The 20,860-nt window shown below is 62.7% G+C and carries 17 protein-coding genes; 8 read left to right on the plus strand and 9 right to left on the minus strand.

Annotated elements, in window-relative coordinates; all coding sequences use genetic code 11:
* The first annotated feature begins 2 nt into the window (after positions 1-2).
* Genes AC1RRC_RS18720 through AC1RRC_RS18735 form a run of 4 tightly spaced genes read left to right on the plus strand, consistent with a single transcriptional unit; the run spans position 3 to position 4,036 of the window.
* Positions 3-1,361: an HlyD family type I secretion periplasmic adaptor subunit gene (locus tag AC1RRC_RS18720; RefSeq protein ID WP_493057034.1), complete on the plus strand. Its 1,359-nt coding sequence runs from the start codon at positions 3-5 to the stop codon at positions 1,359-1,361.
* Between the two features lie 4 nt (positions 1,362-1,365).
* Positions 1,366-2,700: a TolC family outer membrane protein gene (locus tag AC1RRC_RS18725; RefSeq protein WP_493057035.1), complete on the plus strand. Its 1,335-nt coding sequence runs from the start codon at positions 1,366-1,368 to the stop codon at positions 2,698-2,700.
* Complete coding sequence (locus AC1RRC_RS18730; RefSeq protein ID WP_493057036.1) at positions 2,700-2,906, plus strand: DUF6447 family protein; 207 nt, start codon at positions 2,700-2,702, stop codon at positions 2,904-2,906. Before AC1RRC_RS18725 ends, AC1RRC_RS18730 begins: the two co-directional genes overlap by 1 nt.
* The gene (locus tag AC1RRC_RS18735; RefSeq protein WP_493057037.1) at positions 2,903-4,036 is read left to right on the plus strand and encodes an acyltransferase family protein; all 1,134 of its coding nucleotides are present in this window, start codon (positions 2,903-2,905) and stop codon (positions 4,034-4,036) included. The genes AC1RRC_RS18730 and AC1RRC_RS18735 overlap by 4 nt, the downstream gene beginning before the upstream one ends.
* Before the next feature lie 51 nt (positions 4,037-4,087).
* Here the strand turns inward: AC1RRC_RS18735 and AC1RRC_RS18740 are convergent, their stop codons facing one another.
* From AC1RRC_RS18740 to AC1RRC_RS18770, 7 genes are all read right to left on the minus strand, one after another.
* Positions 4,088-4,972 carry a sulfurtransferase gene (locus AC1RRC_RS18740; RefSeq protein ID WP_493057038.1) on the minus strand — a complete coding sequence of 295 codons (885 nt, stop codon included), beginning with the start codon at positions 4,970-4,972 and terminating at the stop codon, positions 4,088-4,090.
* A gap of 100 nt (positions 4,973-5,072) precedes the next feature.
* Positions 5,073-5,822 (minus strand): glycosyltransferase family 2 protein, encoded by a 750-nt coding sequence (locus AC1RRC_RS18745; RefSeq protein ID WP_493057039.1) that lies wholly within the window; start codon positions 5,820-5,822, stop codon positions 5,073-5,075.
* Entirely contained in the window at positions 5,819-6,208 is a 390-nt protein-coding gene (locus AC1RRC_RS18750) for an HAD family hydrolase (RefSeq protein WP_493057040.1), read from the minus strand. The genes AC1RRC_RS18745 and AC1RRC_RS18750 overlap by 4 nt, the downstream gene beginning before the upstream one ends.
* Complete coding sequence (locus tag AC1RRC_RS18755; protein WP_493057041.1) at positions 6,195-7,664, minus strand: hypothetical protein; 1,470 nt, start codon at positions 7,662-7,664, stop codon at positions 6,195-6,197. Before AC1RRC_RS18755 ends, AC1RRC_RS18750 begins: the two co-directional genes overlap by 14 nt.
* Positions 7,664-8,530, minus strand: coding sequence for a lysylphosphatidylglycerol synthase domain-containing protein (locus AC1RRC_RS18760; RefSeq protein WP_493057042.1), 867 nt, complete (start codon positions 8,528-8,530; stop codon positions 7,664-7,666). Before AC1RRC_RS18760 ends, AC1RRC_RS18755 begins: the two co-directional genes overlap by 1 nt.
* Positions 8,527-9,342, minus strand: coding sequence for a glycosyltransferase family 2 protein (locus AC1RRC_RS18765; RefSeq protein ID WP_493057043.1), 816 nt, complete (start codon positions 9,340-9,342; stop codon positions 8,527-8,529). Before AC1RRC_RS18765 ends, AC1RRC_RS18760 begins: the two co-directional genes overlap by 4 nt.
* Before the next feature lie 30 nt (positions 9,343-9,372).
* Complete coding sequence (locus AC1RRC_RS18770) at positions 9,373-10,986, minus strand: hypothetical protein (protein WP_493057044.1); 1,614 nt, start codon at positions 10,984-10,986, stop codon at positions 9,373-9,375.
* A 142-nt stretch (positions 10,987-11,128) separates the two neighbouring features.
* On the opposite strand from AC1RRC_RS18770, the gene dnaE reads away from it, so the two are divergent.
* Positions 11,129-14,674: a DNA polymerase III subunit alpha gene (gene dnaE, locus AC1RRC_RS18775; protein ID WP_493057045.1), complete on the plus strand. Its 3,546-nt coding sequence runs from the start codon at positions 11,129-11,131 to the stop codon at positions 14,672-14,674.
* A gap of 86 nt (positions 14,675-14,760) precedes the next feature.
* Complete coding sequence (locus tag AC1RRC_RS18780) at positions 14,761-17,175, plus strand: Ig-like domain-containing protein (protein WP_493057046.1); 2,415 nt, start codon at positions 14,761-14,763, stop codon at positions 17,173-17,175.
* A gap of 42 nt (positions 17,176-17,217) precedes the next feature.
* On the opposite strand, the gene AC1RRC_RS18785 is transcribed toward AC1RRC_RS18780, so the two are convergent.
* Both AC1RRC_RS18785 and AC1RRC_RS18790 read right to left on the minus strand, forming a co-directional pair.
* Entirely contained in the window at positions 17,218-17,448 is a 231-nt protein-coding gene (locus tag AC1RRC_RS18785; RefSeq protein ID WP_493057047.1) for a DUF6139 family protein, read from the minus strand.
* Positions 17,449-17,554: 106 nt separating this feature from the next.
* Positions 17,555-18,508 carry a DUF535 family protein gene (locus tag AC1RRC_RS18790; RefSeq protein ID WP_493057048.1) on the minus strand — a complete coding sequence of 318 codons (954 nt, stop codon included), beginning with the start codon at positions 18,506-18,508 and terminating at the stop codon, positions 17,555-17,557.
* Between the two features lie 134 nt (positions 18,509-18,642).
* Here AC1RRC_RS18790 and AC1RRC_RS18795 point away from each other — a divergent pair, with 134 nt between their 5' ends.
* Positions 18,643-20,205, plus strand: coding sequence for a sensor histidine kinase (locus AC1RRC_RS18795; RefSeq protein ID WP_493057049.1), 1,563 nt, complete (start codon positions 18,643-18,645; stop codon positions 20,203-20,205).
* Between the two features lie 32 nt (positions 20,206-20,237).
* Positions 20,238-20,837, plus strand: coding sequence for a response regulator transcription factor (locus tag AC1RRC_RS18800; protein WP_493057050.1), 600 nt, complete (start codon positions 20,238-20,240; stop codon positions 20,835-20,837).
* The last annotated feature ends 23 nt before the right edge of the window (positions 20,838-20,860 follow it).

The raw sequence follows: 20,860 nt of genomic DNA on the forward strand, positions 1-20,860 counted from the left end.
CAATGAAATTGATTGATACCAAGGCGCTGGCCACCGACGTGGTGGCGCGCGACGTGACGCCGGCGACCGTGCATACGGACGCCAGCGCTTACAGCCGCCTGGGCTGGCTGATCGTGCTGTTTGGCGTGATCGGCTTCCTGGTATGGGCGTTCCTGGCGCCGCTGGACAAGGGGGTGCCGATGACGGGCGAAGTGGCCAAGGAAGGCAACCGTAAAGCCGTGCAGCATTTGACCGGCGGCGTGGTGCAGGACATCCTGGTCAAGGAAGGTGAAATCGTCAAAAAGGGCCAGGTGCTGGTGCGCATGAACAATGTGCAGGCGAACGCGCAATCGGAAATGACGAAAGTGCAGCTGTTCACCAACCGCGCGGCCGAGGCGCGCCTGATCGCGGAGCGTGATGGCAAAAGCGAACCGGCCTTCCCGAGCGACTTGACGCAGTTCAAGGATGACCCGCGCGTGGCGGAAAACATTGCGCTGCAAAACCAGCTGTTCATGTCGCGCCAGTCTTCGTTGAAAAATGAAGTGGGCGCTATCGAAGAAAATATTTCGGGCATGAAGCTGCAACTGGACGGCGTATTGTTGTCGCGTGACAGCAAAAAGGAACAACTGGTCATCTTGAAAGAACAGGTGGACAACCTGCGCGAGCTGGCGCGCGATGGCTATGTGGCGCGTTCCCGCCTGCTCGATGTTGAACGTACCTACGTGCAGACCAAAGGCGCGCTGGCGGAAGAGGTAGGGTCCATTGGCCGCATCCAGCGTCAGATTTCCGAACTGACCCTGCGCCGCGCCCAGCGTCTGCAGGACTACCAGAAGGAAGTGCGCACCCAGCTGGCCGACGTGCAGAAGGAATCCGAGGCGCTGTCCAACCGCTTCGTGGCGGAAGATTACAACCTCAAGCACACCGATGTGACGGCGCCGGTGGACGGCACCGTGATTGGCATGGCTGTCTTCACCAAGGGCGGCGTGGTGGCGCCGGGCTTCAAGATGATGGACATCGTGCCGGTGGACGATGCGCTGGTGGTGGAAGGCCGGCTGCCGGTCAACCTGATCGACAAAGTCCATGCCGGCATGCCGGTAGAGGTCATCTTCTCCGCGTTTAACACCCACACGACGCCGCATATTCCCGGCAAGGTGACCAAAGTGTCGGCCGACCGCCTGATGGACGAGCGCACGGGCCAGCCTTACTATACCGTGGTGGCCAGCGTATCGCCTGAAGGGGTGAAGACCATGCAGCGTCTCAAGCTGGAAGTGCGCCCGGGTATGCCGGCGGAATTGTTCGTGAAGATGGGTGAGCGCACGATGATGAACTACTTGTTGAAGCCGCTGCTCGACCGTGCCAAAACTTCGATGACGGAGGAATAATATAGTGAGTTTTCTGCGATCCAAACGCGGCCCGATGGCCGCTGCACTGGGCGCCGCTTTCCTGTTGCCTGGCGCCGGTGCATCGGCCATGGGCCTGATGCAGGCGTACGAAGCGGCACTGAAAAACGATCCCGCCTACCGCTCAGCGTTCTACGCCTCGGAAAGCGGCAAGGAAAACAAGATCATCGCGCGCGCCGGACTGTTGCCCAACCTGTCGGCCAGCGTCGGCGGCGGCAAGAATCAAAGTGACATCATCCAGGGCAGCCAGCCGTCGCGCCAGCAGGATTACAACAGCAAGTCGCGCGTGGTCCAATTGCGCCAGACCGTGGTGAACTTCGATGCGCTGGCGCGCTACAAGCAAGGCGTGCTGCAGGAACAGGCCGCGGAATCGTCGCTGCTGAGCGAAACGCAGCAAGTCGGGCTGCGCGTGGTGGGCGCCTATGTCGAAGCGCTGTTCCGCCTGGACCAGCTGGCCGTGGCCAAAAGCGAGCGTGACACCTATATCGAACGCATGAAGGTCAACGACCGCATGTATGCGAAAGGCGAGGGCACCCGCACCGACATGCTGGAAACCCGCGCCCGCCTCGATGTGGCGGAAGCCGCCGTGCTGGATGCGCAAGACCAGATGAACGCGGCCCGCACCACGCTGGAAGGTATCGTCGGCGGCCCGGTGGGTGAATTGGACCGGCTGGCGCCACAGTTCCGCAGCCGTCCGATGGAAACGAAAAGCTTTGACGAATGGAAGCGTGTCGCGCTCGACAACAACCACGAAGTCCGTACGCGCCGCATCAATGTCGATATCAGCCAGCAGGAAGTCAACAAACAGCGCGCCGGCCATTATCCGCGCCTGGATGTGACGGCAACGTATTCCAGGAGCCTGTCGGAATCCGTGAATACGATTAATACGGATTACACCACGCGTGCCGTGGGCTTCCAGCTGAGCATTCCGCTGTATGCCGGCGGCTCCGTGAATGCGGCAACGCGCCAGGCGGTGGCGGGGCGCGAGAAGGCGAAGGCGGATTTGCAATCGGAAGTCGACCGCGCCATGGTGGAATTGCGCAAGGATTACGACCAGCTGGCCAGCGCCGTGCCCCGTATCGATGCGCTGTCCAAGGCGGTCGATTCCGGCAAGCTGCTGGTCACCGCGACCGAGCAAAGTATCAAAGGCGGTGTACGTATCAACCTGGACTTGCTCGATGCCCAGCGCCAGCTCAGTATCACCGAGCGCGACCTGGCCCAGGCACGCTATACCTACATCCTGGCTTACCTGAAGCTGCGCGCGGCGTCAGGCCAGCTGGCGGGGTCCGATATCCGCGAAATGGCGGCATATTTCCGTTAATGATGGACGACGAAGAAGAAGTCACGGTCGATGGCGTCGCCTACAAGGTGGCGTCTTTGAATGACGAGGCGCGGACGCAGGTGAACAACCTCAAATTTGTCGAGGCGGAGCTGACTGCGCTCCATGCGCGCGTGGCGGTGTATACCACCGCGCGGATCGCCTATGAAAATGCGCTGCGCCAGGCCCTGCCCCGTTCGATCCAATGAAATCGCTGAACCTGCCCTATAACGCCCGTATCGACCAGTTGCGCTGGCTGGCGGCGACCCTGGTGTTCCTGTTCCACTATTACCTGGAATACCGTGGACAGGGTGGTGCGCCATTGCTGTCCAACTGGTTCGGCCTGGTAACGGAAGGGCATACCGGCGTGGGCCTGTTTTTTGCGCTGTCCGGCTTCCTGTTCATGCAGATCGCCATGCACCAGCGTGAAATTCATTACCGCGATTTCATGCGCAACCGCTGCCTGCGCATCCTGCCGCTGTTCCTCACCATTTTCATGCTGGCCACGGCCATCGGACGCGATAAATTCGCGCCGCAGGATTTGCTGTATCTGCTGAGCACCAACCTGGGCCTGGCGCCCACCTCGTACACCCCGGTGACGGGCGCCGCCTGGAGCATCTCGGTTGAATTCACGTTTTACCTGGTCTTCCCGTTCCTGGCCCGCTTTACGCTGGAGCGCGGCGCGCGCTACCTGCTGCAATTGCTGGTGCTGATGGTGTTCTTCAAGCTGGCCGCGTACACCGTCAACCCCAAGAGTACGCTGATGTATTTCAGTACGCTGGTGGGACGTTTCGACCAGTTCCTGATCGGCATGCTGGCCGCGCTGCTGGCGCATCGCTATGCCGCCACGCTGCGGCGCCACGCGGGCGTGCTGACCTTGCTGGCGGTGCTGCTGGTGATTTTCAACAGCGCGCTGCAAAGCAAGATGGCCAAATTCGATCCCGCGACCCATGCGCCGTTCTGGATCTGGTGGTCGATGCTGGAAGCGGCCGGCTGGAGCTGCCTGATCGTTGCGTGGACGTCTGCTTCCATGCGCCTGCCCGGCTGGCTGGAAAAGACGCTGGACCATGGCGGCAAGATCAGTTTTTCGTTCTATCTGCTGCACATGGCGATGATCCATTTGCTGGCCGTGTCGTTTGGCTTGCCCGCCGTGACGGGTAACAAGGCGATCGATGCGCTGGTGCTGCTGCCGCTGGTATATGGTGCGACCTGGGCGGTTTCCGCGCTGTGCTACAGCGCCATCGAAGAACCATTCCTGCGCATGCGCCGTGGCTATGGCAGCCATGCCGTGCTGGCGGAGGGGCCCGAGGTGGCGGGCGCCGCGCGCAAGCACGGATGAAAAAAAACCAGCGTTCATCACGCTGGTTTTTTCTTCAGGGGTAATGCGCGCTCAGTGCTGCTTGCCGGCGCAATGCGGGCAGGACACGCCATACACGTATTCCGGCGCCAGTTGCTGGCGCGGCGTGACGACGGCGCGGCACGCGAAGCACTGCACGGTTTCAGTCGGCTCCAGTTTCGGGTTCAGCGCGGTGCGGTAGTCAAACACGAAGCAGTCGCCCGTGTAGTGGTCGCCGCCGACTTCTTCGAAGTATTTCAGGATGCCGCCTTCCAGCTGGTAGACATTGTCGTAGCCGATATTCTGCATGTGGATCGCCGCCTTTTCACAGCGGATGCCGCCGGTGCAGAAGGTCACCACGGTCTTGCCGTCAAAGTCGGCCTTGTGGGAGGCGATCACGTCCGGGAATTCGGTGAATTTCTTGATGCGGTAATCGACCGTGTTGTCGAACGTGCCGACATCCACTTCAAAATCATTGCGGGTGTCGACCATCACCACCGGCTTGCCATTGTCGTCATGGCCCTGGTCCAGCCAGCGCTTTAACGTCTTCGCGTCCACGTCGGGCGCGCGCCCCAGCTCAGGCTTGATCAGCGGCATGCGCATGGTGATGATTTCTTTTTTGATTTTCACCAGCATGCGCTTGTGCGACTGTTCGGCCGACAGGCTTTCCTTCCATTCCAGGTCGGCCAGGCGCGCATCGCCGCGCACCCACGCCAGGTATTCGTCGATGTTGGCGCGGGTGCCGGACAGGAACATGTTGATGCCTTCCGGCGTCAGCAGGATGGTGCCTTTCAGGCCCAGGCGCGCCACGATGTCCTGGTATTGCAGGCGCAATTCTTCCAGGTTGTCGAGCGTGATGAACTTGTAGGCGGCGATATTGACGTAAACGGCCGGCGCTGCGCCTGGTGCCACGGGCGCATGATTGGTGGTTGCGTGCATTGCGTTGGGATGAGTAAAAAACCGAATCCGATATTATATGCGCTTCGCATGTCCTTTGCCGTGTCCTTGCCTAAAAAAAAGGCAAGGCGATGCCGGGCAGTCAAGCTTGAGTGTCTTGCAACAGCGCGGGCGGCAACGCCAGGAAGGCGGCCAGTTCGGCCGGCGTGCCCAGTACGTGCACCGCATCGGGCGGCAAGTCGCTGAGGCAGACTTTGCCCCCGTCGCGCAGCAACTGTTTGTATAGCGGGGCGATATAGCGCTCGCCCCGCACCAGCGTGGCGGGATCGGCGAAGAAACGCCGATAGGCGTCGGCATAGGCGGCGGCGCTGGCAAACCAGTACAAGCCGACCGAGGCATGGGCGGAAATGCGCTGCTTTTCCGCCAGGTCCACGGCCCAGCCGTCGTCGCCCAGCTGGACGAAGCTCCAATGGTCGCCCGGCGCCTGGAAACAGGGCACCCAGCCGTCCGCGCCGGGACGTATCTGCGCGGGGCGCAGCGCGTCCGGGCGCACGTGGGTATCGATGTTGTACACCAGCAGCGGCGCGTCAGGACGCCACAAATGGCGCGACAGGTAAGCGCTGGTGGCCTGGCCATCCGTCAGCGTATCGAGTTCCAGCACATGCGCGTCGTCGATGCCCAGCTGCGCGCAGCGCGCCAGGACGTAATCGCGTGAACCGTTTTCTTTCAGGCAGACAAAAATCACGCGGCTGCCCGGCAGGAAGTGCCGCAGCGAACGCATCGACCAGTCGAACAGGCTGCGGCCGTGCGCCATGATTTCATATTTCGGTTCCTGGTAGCCGGCATCGCGGAAACGCGCGCCGCGGCCAGCCATGGTGATGACGATATTCATTCCGCTTGCCCCAGCATCCGGTGGATTTCTTCCTCCGACATGCGCAGGAATTCATCGGGCCGCACGGCGCGGTCATCGATATAAAAACCCTTCTGGCGCGGCCAGGGCTTGCCGAACAACAGTTCGTCGTAGGGCACGTCCCATTTGGCCAGCCAGTCCAGCAGGACCGGGGCGGTATGCTTGTTGATCAGGCCCAGGTTCTGGCTGTGGGTGCGCATGTTGCGGGCGGTGAACAGGCAGATGGTATAGCCGCGCGCCTGGTATTCGCGCAGCCTGGCCAGCATTTCCGGGCGTGGCGCCAGGTCGGCGTAAGACTGCCCGGCGCTTTTGATGTCGCACAGCGTGCCGTCGATGTCGACGACCAGCATGCCTTCAGATTCGTTCAAATTCCACCTCGTCGAGTATGTGATGGGCCTTCAGCATGAAGGCGATGACCTTGTTCGGCACGTCGATGTGCAGCGCCAGCATCGACAGGAACAGCGATGCTTCGCCCAGCCGCACGATGGCGGGATCGACCTTCAGGGCGCGCAGATGGTGCAGGAACTGGTTTTTCAGGCGGCCATGATTGCTGTGCCGGATGTGCAGCAGTATCGCGTTGGCGTCGTCGAAGCCGACCGAATACTGGCCATTGTTGATGAAGTCATAGTCGCCCAGCACGCTGTGCGAAATCTTGCAGATGTCGTACAGCGGGTGGGTCCACAATTCCTCTTCGCCCAGCGCCCCCCTGGGATCGATCAGCTGCAGCAGGTGGCGGCTGGCGTCGTAGAGGATATTGGAAAAGCAGGGGTCGCCGTGGCCGATGGTCAGGTGGTCGCTGGCAAAGCCGTTTTCACGGCGCGCATACAGCCGCTGGAAACGCGCCAGCTGTTGCCGCACGTCGAGCGCCGGCGTGGCGCTGGCCGCCAGGGTGTTGATGCGCTGGCCTTCCGGCAGCGCCAGGAACTGTTCGACGCGCTGCTCGAGCTTGTCGATGAACAGGGCGCGCGCCATGGCGGCCGATTCGCCTTTGCCACAGGCGCGGCGCGGGCGCTGCGCGATAAAGAACAGCAGCCGGCCGATGAAGGCGTCGAAACCCTCTTCATCGAACGCGCCGTGCACCCATTGCAGCGCCGCGTCGGGCAGGTAGTAGCGCATCATCTTGTACGATGCGCGCCCGTCCTGTTCCTGGAAATCGAACGGCTGCACCAGCCATGGCTGCATGGATTGCGGTGCCAGTCCATAAAACGCAAACTCGGCGCGCATCTTGCGCGTATCGGTGGAACTCTTGGTGTAGTAGTACGCGTCCGCGCTGACCTGGTTGAAGTGGCGCGCGGCGGTGGAGCCGGCGGTGAACGACAGCAGGTCGCGGATGCGCGCCAGGTCCAGCGGCTGCACCGATTGCACGGTCTGGCTGTCGTGCCATGCCCGTTCCCAGGTATGCAACGGCGCCGCTTCGAATGCGGGCCAGTCGGCCACCAGCCGGTGCGCGTTGTGCAGGAACACCAGCAGCGGTTTATAGGGGCGGTCGGTAAAATCCTCTTCCGCATAGGGCAGCCGTTCGACCAGCTGGCGCAGGCGTTCCGGCTCCGTGAAGCCGGCGCGCGCGGCGATCACGCACACCGACGCTTCCGCGCCGCACGCTTCCAGCGTGGCGCGCAGCGCCGGCAAGTCTTCCGCGCTGCGCACGTGCACCAGGTGGCGCAGCGTCCATGGCGGCACGCTGGCGCGCAGGTGTTCGATCAGCGCGCGGCGCCGGAAAATGATGTCGCCATAACGGCGTGTACCGACAATGCCGCGCACCGCTTCGGCCGTGAGTTCACGGTCGTCGATTACCAGCAGCACATTGTGTTCCGGACCTGTCATCACGACCTCACAAATTTAAAACGCGCCGCCAGGCACAGCGCCGCCAGGAACAGCAGCGTCAGGGCCACCAGCGCGAGCGATTGCAGCAAGCCAAAGGAAGAGCCGCCGCCGGACAAGCCGGTCAGCAGGATATTGCCGAACACCGCGGCAATGTCGGCGCCGTGGCCGGCGGTCAGGTTGATGAACATCGTCAGCGCACCCAATTCCAGCAGCCAGATCAGCAGCGACAGCAGCAGCACGCCCGTCAGCCGCCCTTCGACGGAACGCTGGATATCGCGCTCCAGCTGGCGCAGCGCGTGGATCAGCTTCAATATCCGCAAGCCGTGCCGGCTGTGGCTGTTCAGCACCAGGTGGCGGTTCAAATAGACGAAGGTCTTGGCGACGGCGAACAGGGCCAGCAGGCTGAATAAACTGGCCAGCACGAAGAGCACGAACACGGTGCGCATGGCGGGCGGCACATCGGCCTTTAGCAGGTACAGGCCGAGAATGAAACAGGCAATCACGACGATGTCACCGAAGCGCTCGGCCAGCCACACGGCTGCCGCCTTGCGGCGGTAGCCGAACACGCGGAACAGCACGGCAAGGCGCAGCACTTCGCCGATCTTGAACGGTAAAAAACTGCTGGGAAAGGCGGTCAATGCGTGGGCGGCGCTGACGGCGAATGCCTTGTCGCGCTGGTCCAGCGTCAACAGCACCAGGCGCAGCATGCGCAGCAAATGTGACATGCCGTACAGCGCGGTGGCGCCCAGCAGCAGCGCCTTGTCCACGTTGTGCAGCAGCGCGGCCAGCGGCCCGGCATAGCGCCATCCCCAGCCCAGCACCAGTGCGCAGAGCAGGGCCAGGTAGGCGCCCATCATGCGGTTCATGATGTGACCGGGGCGTGCTGGTGCACGATCTCGCCCGTATAGGCGCCGAACCGGCGTGCGCGCATGTCTTCACGCAGGAAGGCGCCACGGCGGACAACGTAGCCGCCCAGCAGGCGCAGCACCTTGAAGGCCTGGCTGAACAGGCGCACGTTCGATACCTGGTCGTCTTCGCGCCAGCTGATCGGGAAAAAGCGCACCTTTTGGCCGGCGTGGTAGGCGCCCATCAGCATCATGTAGTTGAAGGTGAGGTCGTCCGGGAAGGTGTGGTAAAACGCGTTGCGGTAGGCCGCCATCGAATACACGTTCAGGCCGGACCCGAGGTCGTAGATGCGGTGCATGGCGGCGGCGGAAAACAGCAGGTTGTATACCCGGTTGCCGAACGTGCGCAGGCGCGAATAGCCTTGCAGGCGGCTGCCCGGCATGAAGCGCGCGCCCAGCAGGCAATCGACGTCCAGGTGCGCGCCGGCCTCCAGCTGCGGCAGCAAGTCGTGGATGTTGCCCTGGTCGTCGCCGTGCAGCACCACCACGTAATCGTATCCTTCCCGTGCGGCATAGGCCAGCGCCGCCTTGTGCGAGCCGCCCAGGCCATAGTTGTCGTCGTTGCGCCAAGCGATGAAGTTGCAGCCGGTCAGGCGCTGTTGCGCGCGGCCGATCGCCGCCTGCAAGGTCTGGTCCGGCGAGCGGTTGTCGACCACCATCACGGTATCGATCCACGCTTGCACGCGCTGGTCGAACTGGTCGATGACACGGACCACCTGGCGTTCGCAGCGGTAGGCGGGAATAAAAACGAGGATACGGGGCTTGCTCATCATTCAGGGCTTGCTCATCATGTGCTGGAGTGGTTATCGGTGGTGCGCCTGGCGCCATGTGGCCGCCCTGGCTTGCATGGCCTGGTGCAGTTCCGTTCCCCGGTATAGCCAGACCTGCGCCTGGGCCGCCGGGCAATCCTGCACTTGCGAAGGTGGCGGCAGTGCCTTGCCGACGGTCTCCGGCGTGTAGTGGAACTGGCCGCCGGCGGCGGGGACGCGCAAAATGGCGAAATTATACTGATATTCCGGGTAGTCCCCGGGGCGGGTTACGGGGCCGATGCTCGATACCCAGAAAAACGGTTCCAGCGTATTGTAGGTTGCAAAAATCGGATTATGGCGTGGCAGGTAGGCGCTGACGCCGCGCGCATACCAGTAATCGGCGGTGCCCGCCTGCAGCATAAAGCCATTGCGCTCGATTGCTTGCAGGCAGGCGGCGACGGCTTTTCCGGCGTCCTCCTTGCGCACTGGCTGCTGGCTGGCGCGCACGATGCCAAACGCCAGTCCCAGTGTCGCCAGCGGCAGCAACAGCATACCCGCCGGCGCGGCGCGCTGGCCGTAACGGCGGTCCGCCACCACGATGGCCAGCAACAGCGCCAGCGCGACCGGCAGCATGAAATAGCGGTAGCAATAGGGATCGACGAACGAGGCGGAAAAGATCGCCCCCAGCAAGGTCAGCGGCGTGCTGACGGCAAGGAAGGCGGCAATGCCGGTCACGCGCTCGCGCCGGCTGCAGGCGAGGTGCAGGCCGTGGCCATCGAGCCGGATGGCTTGCGCCAGCCGCGCCAGCAGGAAAATGCAGGCCAGCGCCACGCCGGCCGACAGCGCCTGCGTCAGGCGGTTGTCGCGCGCAAAGGCGGCCTGGGTCGCTTCCAGGAACAGTTTCAGTGCGTTGGCGATGGTGTCGGGCCGGCTGTGGGTATTGCCTTCCACCGGCAAATGGCGGATCAAGGCCTTGCCCAGTAATGCGGCCAGCAGGTGGGCGGACAGCAGCCAGCCGCCCAGCCGCAGCACCCGGCCGCGCAGTACCGGCTGCCCCTTCAGCGCCAGCCAGGCGCCGCCGGCCAGCACCAGCAGTGGCGCGCTGACGCTGAGCGCGTACAGGCCGGTCGACAGCGCCGCCATGGCGCCGATGCCGGACAGCGCCAGGCCGGTGCGCGGCGCGCCTGTTTCCAGGTAGCGCAGGCACAGCACCAGCGCCGGCAGGCCCAGCAACACGGTGGCAATGTGGTTGTTGGTGCTGTAAAAATACAGCCACATCTCCGAGCGGGCCGCCACCAGAGTAATGAACGCCAGCAGCAGGACGATGACCGTGCATGCCAGCCGGCTCAGTTGCGGGTGAAGTTGCCGGGCAAACCACAGGCACGTCCCCGCCAGCAGGACAGCCTGGGCCGCCGACACGGCAAAGATCCGGCTGGCGGCATCCGGCAGCAGCGGATAGGCGGCAAAATACAGCAGCATGTCCGGCGCGAACGAGGGCGCGCGGGGGAATTTCCAGTCGGCCCAATGGCCGCCGTGGGTGAACAGGTCGGATGCCAGCGCGTCCAGGAACAGGGCGTCGGATTGCAACGCGGTCTTGAAACGCAGCAGGGACACCGCCGCAGCCAGCACCAGCCAGGCCGCCGCCAGTTTGATTTTGTCGCTCTTCATGCGGGTATACGTGAAAAAAGTTGCAGCATTATAAATTAGCGCTTGTCCGGAACGGCTTTTCCGGGCAAATGGCTGGGCGAGGGCGGCAGGCGTTAAAATAGCGGACTATTTTGTTGAAGTTTTATCGAAGAGCGAGTCGCACATGAACATGGCAGTCGAGCAGGAAAACCGTATGGATGTCGTCGTGGCGCCCCCGCCAGGTCCGGACTTCGTCCACCTGCGGGTGCACTCGGAATATTCGATTGTCGATGGCCTGGTGCGGATCGACGATGTCGTCAAGGCGGCCGCCAAGGACAAGCAGGGCGCGCTGGCCATTACCGACCTGGCCAACCTGTTTTGCATGGTGCGCTTCTACAAGGCGGCGCGCGGCAAGGGCGTCAAGCCGCTGGTCGGGGTGGATGCCTGGATCACCAACGATGACAACCGCGACAAGCCACACCGCGTCATGCTGTATGCGAAAAACCGCATGGGCTATTTGCAGCTGTGCGAATTGCTGTCGGAAGCGTGGCTGAACAACACCTATAAAGGCCGCGCGGAAATCCGCACCGAGTGGCTGCGTGATTTGCCCAACAAAGAATACCCGCTGCTGCCGGGCGTGGACCCGCGCAACGCGCTGATCGTCCTGTCCGGTGCGCATTTCGGGGACATTGGCCAGGCCATCGAGAATGGCAATATCGAGCAGGCCGAAGCCCATGCGCGCAAATGGTCGGACATGTTCCCCGGCCATTTCTATATCGAGATCCAGCGCGCGGGCCAGGCCAACCAGGAAATGCAGGTGCGCCAGTCGGTGGCGCTGGCGGGCCGCCTGGGCTTGCCGGTGGTGGCCACGCACCCGGTGCAATTCATGTCGCGGGAAGAATACATCGCGCACGAAGCCCGCATCTGTATCGCAGAAGGCGAAATGATCGCCAACGCCAAGCGCGTGAAACGCTTCAATGAACAGATGCGCTTCCTGACCCAGGCGGAAATGCGCGAACTGTTCCACGACCTGCCGGGGGCGTTGCAAAACACGGTGGAAATCGCCAAGCGCTGCAATTTGACCCTGACCCTGGGCAAGCCGCAGTTGCCGAACTTCCCGACGCCGGGCATGACCATCGATGATTTCCTGTGGTCCGAGACGCAAAAGGGCCTGGAAGAGCGCTTGCTGCAACTGTTCCCCGACCCGGAAAAACGCGAGAAGGAACGGCCGCGCTATGAAGCACGGTTGAAGTTCGAGAACGAAACCATCATCAACATGAAGTTCCCGGGCTACTTCCTGATCGTTGCGGAGTTTATCCAGTGGGGCAAGAACAATGGCGTGCCGATCGGGCCGGGCCGGGGTTCCGGCGCGGGTTCGCTGGTGGCGTATGCCCTCAAAATTACCGACCTGGATCCGCTGAAATACAACTTGCTGTTCGAGCGTTTCCTGAACCCCGAGCGGGTTTCGATGCCCGACTTTGACATTGACTTTTGCCAGGAAAAGCGCGAGCTGGTGATCCAGCACGTGAAGGACCTGTATGGCCGCGAAGCGGTGTCGCAGATCGCCACCTTCGGCACCATGGCTGCGAAAGGCGCGATCCGCGACGTCGGCCGCGTGATGGACTTCGGCTACATGTTCTGCGACGGCGTGTCGAAACTGATTCCGTTCAAGCCGGGCAAGCCGGTCTCGATTGCCGATGCGATCGAAGAAGAACCGATGCTCAAGGAGCGCCAGGAAAACGAAGAGGAAGTGCGCCAGTTGCTGGACCTGGCGCAACAGGTGGAAGGCATCACCCGTAACATCGGCATGCACGCCGGCGGCGTGCTGATCGCCCCGGGCAAGCTGACCGACTTTTGCCCGCTCTACACCCAGTCCGGCGATACCGGCGTGGTGTCGCAGTACGACAAGGACGACGTCGAAGCCGTCGGCCTGGTGAAGTTCGACTTTTTGGGCCTGACCACGCTGACGATTCTCGACCGCGCGGTCACCTACATCAAGGACCTCGATCCCGCCATGAAGGACTTCGATCTGGCGGCGCTGCCGCTGACCGACCGTCCGTCATACGAATTGCTGACCAAGGCGAAAACCGTCGCCGTGTTCCAGCTGGAGTCGCGCGGCATGCAGGGCATGCTGAAAGACGCCCGTCCCGACCGCTTCGAAGACATTATCGCGCTGGTGGCGCTGTACCGTCCGGGCCCGATGGACCTGATCCCGGACTTCTGCAAGCGTAAGCACGGCGAGAAATTCGAGTATCCGGATCCGCGCACCGAATCCATTTTGTCGGAAACCTACGGCATCATGGTGTATCAGGAGCAGGTGATGCAGATGGCGCAGATCGTCGGCGGCTACTCGCTGGGCGGCGCGGACATGCTGCGCCGCGCGATGGGTAAAAAGAAAGCGGAAGAGATGGCGGAACACCGCGAAATCTTCCGTGCCGGCGCCGCCAAGGATGGCTTGACGACGCAAAAGGCCGACGAGATTTTCGACTTGATGGAAAAGTTCGCGGGCTACGGCTTTAACAAGTCGCACGCCGCCGCCTACGCCTTGCTGTCGTACCACACCGCGTACCTGAAGGCGCACCATCCTGCCGCGTTCATGGCGGCCAACATGTCGCTGGCCATGGACGATACGGAAAAGGTGAAAATCCTGGTCGAGGATTCGATCGAGATTTGCGGGCTGACCATCTTGCCGCCGGACGTCAACCAGTCGTCGTACCGCTTCCGTCCGGATGGCCCGCCGCCGTCCGTCACCGGCAAGAAAGTCACGCAAATCCGCTATGGCCTGGGCGGCGTCAAGGGCGCCGGCCAGAATGCGATCGAAGCGATCATCGCGGCGCGCGAATCGGGCGGCCCGTTTGTCAGCCTGTTCGACTTCTGCAAGCGCGTCGATAAAAAACAGATCAACCGCCGCACCATCGAAGCGCTGATCAAGAGCGGCGCGTTTGACTGCCTGAATATCGATCGCGCGATTTTGCTGGCGTCGGTCAGCTTCGCCATGGAATGCGCGGAACAGGAAGCCAAGGCCGCCAACCAGGTCAGCCTGTTTGGTGGCGATGATTCCGACCTGGTGGCGCCGCCGGAATACGTCAAGGCCACGCCGTTCACCGACCGCCAGAAACTGGCGGAAGAAAAGACGGCGCTCGGCTTTTACCTGTCCGGCCACATGTTTGATTCGTACGCGCCGGAAGCGCGCCGCTTTGCGCGCACCAAGCTGTCCGACCTGGAGCCGTCGCGCGAACCGCGCATGCTGTGCGGTGTCATCACGGGGATTCGTCCGCAGATGACCCAGCGTGGCAAGTTGTACATCATCACGCTGGACGACAAGAGCGCGGTGGTGGAAGTCACGGTGTACAGCGAAGTGTTCGATGAAAACAAGCGCATGTTCAAGGATGACGAATTCCTGGCCGTGGTCGGCAAGGTGTCGGAAGACCGCTTCTCCGGCGGCCTGCGCATTTCCGCGGAAAAGGTGTATGACATCATCACCGCGCGCAGCCAGTTCGGCCACCAGTTCGCCTGCTCGCTGCCAACCACGGTGACCTCAAGCAAATTGCGCGAAGTGCTGGAACCGTACCGCGACGCCAACGGCTTGCCGGTGGCGATGCGGGTGCAGCCGCAAGGTGTCGATTGTGTGTTGCAATTGGGGGATGACTGGCGGGTGGCGCCATCCGATGCGTTGAAGCTGTCATTGGAGCAAGTGCTGGGAGCGCGTGAAGTCGCGATCGAATATTAACGGCGAGTATTAATCTTCTGCGATTGACTTTGGCATGACTCAGGGAAATACTGAGGAGACCTTGACACTCCTCAGTGATTCCCGCCATGGCCACCGTTTCCCAAGTCACCAGCATCACCACTTCCAGCCAGACGCATATCGATGCGCTGCTCAGTACTTCCCCCAACTGGAATTACCTGACGCCGGGCACCAACACGGTCTATTACACCTTTTCGGTGGCCGGCAATAATGAAGTTGGCAATACCGACATCCTCGGAGCGCCGCTGGCATTCAGCAGCTCGCAGCAAACCGCCACCCGGGCGGCGATGGCGTACATTGCGCAACTGACGGGCATCACGTTCACGGAAACCACCAACACATCGCTGGCGCAGGTGCATTTTGCCAATGCCAATATCGACGGCGCCCAGGTGGCCGGCCTGTGCAGTTCCAGCTTCAGTTATTCGTATAACCAGAACAATGTTGTGACGGAATACGAGGCCAGTGCCTATGTCTATATGGACAACGTCGAGTGGGGCAGCGACAACGCGGACCTGACGGCGGGCGGGCAAGGCTATGAAACCCTGCTGCACGAACTGGGCCACATGCTGGGCCTGAAGCACCCGTTTGACGACAGCCCGAACTTGCCGACCGCCGTCGACACCACGAATTACACGCTGATGTCCTACACCCATGCCGGCGGTGACAAATCCGTGTTCCAGGAATATGACATCGCCGCCCTGAAGTGGCTGTATGGCGGCGATGGCCTGGCCGGTACGCTGGGCGTCAATTCCACCACCGGCGCGCGCTGGCTGGCGGGGACCAGCGCGATCGACACCCTGACCGGGACCAGCGCCAACGATACCCTGGAAGGCGACGGCGGCAATGACATCCTGAATGGCGGAACCGGCACCGATACCGCGTACTACAACGGCGCGCGCAGCGCCTATACCATGACGCAGGTGAGCGCGAGCACCTGGACCGTGGCCGGGGCGGAAGGCACCGATACGCTGACCAACATGGAAATGCTGCGTTTTACGGATGGCACGATTTCCTTGTCCAGCCTGACGGCCGACACCACGCCGCCAACCGTGCCGACCCTGACGGTCGGCACCGGCTCCTCGAACGCCCGTCCCGTGTTTTCCGGCACCACCGAAGCGTCCGCCAAGGTCGAGGTGTTTGACGGCACGGTCAGCCTGGGCACCGCCACCGCCAACAGCAGTGGCGCCTGGACCCTGACGCCGGCTGCCCTGGCCGACGGCACGCACACCATCACGGCCAAGGCCACCGATGCGTCCGGCAACACGTCGGCCGCCTCCACCTCGAAATCCGTGACAGTGGACGCCACGCCGCCCGTGGTGCCGACCCTGGCCGTGGCCGCCGGCGCGGCCAGCAATCGCCCGGTGTTTTCCGGCACCACGGAAGCGTCCGCCAAAGTCGAAGTCTTTGATGTGACGAGTGCGGGCACGGTCAGCCTGGGCACCGCCACCGCCAACAGCAGCGGCGCGTGGACCCTGACGCCGGCCGCGCTGACCGATGGCGCGCACACCATCACCGCCAAGGCCACCGATGCGGCGGGCAATACCTCGGTCGCCTCGTCCTCGCAATCTGTGACGATTGCGTCCACCGATACCACGCCGCCCGCCGTGCCCACCCTGAATGTGGCGAACGGCGCCGCAACCAACCGCCCGGTGTTTTCCGGCACCACCGAAGCCGGTGCGAAAGTCGAAGTCTTCGATGGCACGGCCAGCCTGGGCACGGCCACCGCCACGGGCAGCGGCGCCTGGACCCTGACACCGGCCTTGCTGGCCAACGGCAGCCACAGCATCACCGCCAAGGCCACCGATGCGGCCGGCAATGCGTCGGCGGCGTCGGCGGCAAAATCCGTGACGATTGCCAGCTCGCTGAACCTGAGCGGAACGATTGGCACGGACATACTGACGGCCAGCAGCGGCAACAACTACATCGATGGCGGTGTGGGGAGTGATACCGTGGTGTTCAGCGGCAACCGCGCCAATTTCAGCGTGGCGAAAACCAGCACAGGCTTTACTGTCACCGATACCGTGGGCACGGGCGGCGCCGACCAGCTGGTCAATGTGGAACGCCTGAAGTTTGGCGACAAGATGGTGGGGCTCGATATCGACGGCGTCGGCGGCCAGGCCTATCGCGTCTATCAGGCCGCTTTTGACCGCACGCCGGACCTGGCGGGCCTGGGCTACTGGATCAGCCAGATGGACAAAGGCATCAGCCAGCGCGACGTGGCGACCAGCTTTGTCGCCAGCAAGGAATTTGCCGACCTGTATGGCGCCAATCCCACCAACCTGGCGTATGTCACCAAGCTGTACAACAACGTGCTGCACCGCGCGCCGGAGCAGGCCGGACTTGATTACTGGGTGGGTGTCATGAACAGCGGGGGCGCCACGCGCAACGAAGTGCTGGCGTTCTTCAGCGAAGGCGACGAAAACAAGCTGCTGGTGAATGGCAGTATCACCAACGGTTTCGATTACACGCCGTGGGTGGGGTGAGCGGCAGGGGACATTCGCGCCGCGTCATCCACCCGGTCCGGCTTACATGTCTTTCAGCCCGGTAATCGCATAGCCTTTGTCGCCGATTTGCTGCATCGGCCGTTCAATGTGGTACTGGGGGAGGATCGTGGTGCCATCATCGACTTCCAGGGCCCGGATGGCCGGTTGCCAGTCTGTGTTGATCGCTTCCTGGGGGATCGGTTTTCCTTCCGGCACCGCCAGATAGGACAGAATGCCATCGTGCTCGGCTCGTTGGTAGATATCAAGGCGCATTGCGTTTCCTCCTGTGGGATTAAACAAGGCTTGCACGGGAATTCTACCCCGCATCGGGTCGCAATGGCGTTTATGTCATGTTTTTGCCAGCGGACCGATGGCGGGCTCAGGCGGCTGCCAGTTCGGCGTTGTTGGCTGCGGCCACCAGCACGGGCGCCACGGTGGCCACGGCCGTGCGCGGCCGCGCCATGCTGTCCAGCACCATGGTCACGACGCCGCACAGTAAATCATGGCGGCGGCGCGCTTCCGCCCGTTTTTTTGACGGGATCTGTTCCAGGTCGGGCTGCTGAAGCGGCAGGCAACGCAGCGCATAATCGCCATCGCCGCGCTGGAGCGCGCCCATTTCCCGCCAGAACGCGTCATAGTCGGCATGAACCCTGCCTTTACGCAACTGTTTGCGCACGGGACGGTTATCATTGCCAACCATTAACATTTGGCAGCAACCGTAAGCGAAGCCCAATTGATGCACCAGGCGCACCAGCAGGTTTTTCGGACGCAAGCCATACAAGTCGCGGGTGGCGGCGCGGGCCAGTTCCAGCCCGGCGCCGCATTGCGGGCCTTGCAGGCAACCGATGCCGACACTGGCGTGCACGCCGTCGAGCAGGAAAGAAAAGGCCACGGATTGCACCAGGGCGTTGTTACAGCGCAACTGCAACACCAGTTCGCCTTCGCGCTCCATCGGCACGATCGCATGCAGCATGACGGTGTACTGCGCGCCCGACTTGCCGCTGAAGGCGGCCAGTTCGACGCCGCCAGCGATGGCTTGCGCCGTCAGCGCCGCCAGGCCGTGCTGCACGATGAAACGGTAATGGGACGCCAGCGCGGCCAGCCGTTCACGGCGGTTGAGGCGGCTGCTGAGGTAGGGGCGGTAAATTTTATGGAGCAGGCGCGGCTGCAAGTCCGCGAGGGTGGCCAGCGCCGGATGGGAGTTCAGCACGTCCAGCCAGCCTTGGGTCAGCCACGGGGAGGCCAGCGCACGGGCGTGCAATTTGATTGCCGCGCAGGTGCGCGAAGCAAACGATTTCCGTTCCAGGCCGGCACGGAGGGTAATCTGGTGCATGATGAAAAGTTTCCGGAAGAGGGAATGAGGGCCTGGCGAAGATTTGGCTAGGAAACAATGCGTTACAATCAGCAATATTATGGATAGGAATTGTGTATCGGCACAATTCGCGGAACGGCTTACGTGAAACACCTATGATCCCAACCCTGTCGCGCACCCATCTGTATTGGTTCCCCGCGCTTTACCTGTTGCTGGACTGGGCGACTTACATCGATCCGCTGTACGGCTTGAACATCACGCCGTGGAATCCCGATACCGCGCTGGGACTGGTGTACTGGCTGCGTTTCGGGCGCCGCGCGGCGCTGCCCTGGTTCATTGCCTTGCTGGCGGGCGAGGTCCTGGTGCGGGGCATGTCGGCCGGGCCGTTGTTTACTGTGCTGGGGGCGGCGGCGCTGACCCTGGGCTATGGCGTGCTGGGCGAGGGCTTGCGGCGTAATTTCACGATCCGGGGCATCATCGACACCCGCAGCCGCTTCACCTTGTGGCTGTCCGTGGTGGCGGCCGGCATCCTGCTCAACAGCGTGGCGTATATCTGCGTGCTGTCGATGTCCGGGCAAATCCCGGCCGGGCAGTGGGCGCTGGCGGTGTGGCGCTTTGCCATTGGCGATGCGGTGGGCGTTGTGGTATCGATGCCGCTGCTGTGGATGCTGGCCAGCGCGGACAGCCGCGAACGGTTGCGGGAAGCCGTGTGGCGCTGGGAAAGCGTGGGCTGCCTGGCGCTGGCGTGCGTGGTGCTGTGGGCCGTGTTCGGCTATATCGCCAGTTCCGAATTCAAGCATTTCTATTTCGTGTTCCTGCCCGTGATCTGGGCGGCCGCGCGCCAGGGCGTGTATGGCGCCGCCGCGATCGTGTTTACGGTGCAGCTGGCGATCGTGACCCTGGTCAAATGGAACAACGCGGTCGATCTCGAAGTGGCGGAGTTGCAGATGCTTGACGCGGTGCTGGCGCTGGTGGGGTTTTTCATCGGCATCGTGGTCGATGAGCGCAAACAGGCGGCCGATGAATTGAAACACACGCTGCGCCTCGCCGCTGCCGGTGAAATGGCGGCCGCGCTGGCGCATGAATTGAATCAGCCGATCACGGCGCTGACGGCCTATGGCAAGGCCTGTGAGCACTTGCTGGACCGGGGCGAGACCGGGGATTTGTTGAAGGGGGCGATCCAGCGCATGTTGGCCGAATCGCACCGGGCCACGGAAGTGGTGCGCCGCCTGCGGGATTTTTTCCGCACCGGCGCCTTGCGGCTGGAACCGGTGCGGGCGGCCGCCTTGCTGTCGTGCGTGTCGCTGCAATTCAACAGCCAGTGCCGCGAGCAGGGTGTGGAATTGTCGGTCGCGCCGGCGCCCGACAAGGTGGTGCTGGCCGACCGTATCCAGCTCGAGCTGGTGCTGCGCAATCTGGTTGCCAATGGGCTCGATTCAGTGGCGGCGCAACCGGCCGGCCTGCGCCGCATCACGGTGTCGGCGCAGGCCATGGCCGACGGGCGATTGCGGATCACGGTGGAAGACAGCGGCACCGGGGTGTCCGCCGCGCTGGCGTCCCGGCTGTTCGAGCCGTTTGTGTCGTCCAAGGCCAGCGGACTGGGTCTGGGGCTGGTGCTGAGCCGCGCCATCGTGGAAGCCCATGGCGGCGAATTGTGGGCGGAAGTTGCCGACTACGGTATATTCCGATTTATACTGCCAGCCCTCGAGGCGGAGTAACTGCCGGGGGATTAGGGGAGAAAAGCGTGGCAATGGCATTAACTGTTTTTATCGTGGACGACGACCCATCGGTGCGCGATGCGCTGGGGTTGCTGCTGGGCGTACGCGGCTACCGCACCGCGGTGTTTTCCAGCGGTGAAGCACTGCTGCAGGCCTGGCAGCCCGAGTGGGCCGGCTGCCTGCTGATCGATATCCGCATGGGCGGCATGGACGGGCTGGAAGTGCAAAAAAGGCTGGCTGACATCGGCAACCGGATTCCGGTGGTGATCGTGACCGGCCATGGCGACGTGTCCACTGCCCGCGCCGCGTTCAAGGCCAACGCGATTGATTTCCTGGAAAAGCCGTTCGATGACGCCAAGCTGGTGGCGGCCATCGAAGAAGCGTTTTCGTGCGAGCGGCGCCAGCGCGAAGAATTGCAGCAGCGTGAAGATGGCCGCAACTTGCTGCGGGAATTGACACCGCGCGAGCGCGAAGTGATGCGGCTGGTGGTGCTGGGCCGCCATAACCGGGAAATCGCCCCGGAACTGGGCATCAGCGTGCGCACGGTGGAAGTGCACAAGGCGCGCCTGATGAGCAAGCTGGGCGTCGGCAACGTGGCCGATCTGGTGCGGATTTCCATGCTGGGCGAATAAGGCCCCGGCTGATTACGCTCCGG

Source organism: Pseudoduganella sp. GW821-FHT12E03, from assembly GCF_058807115.1.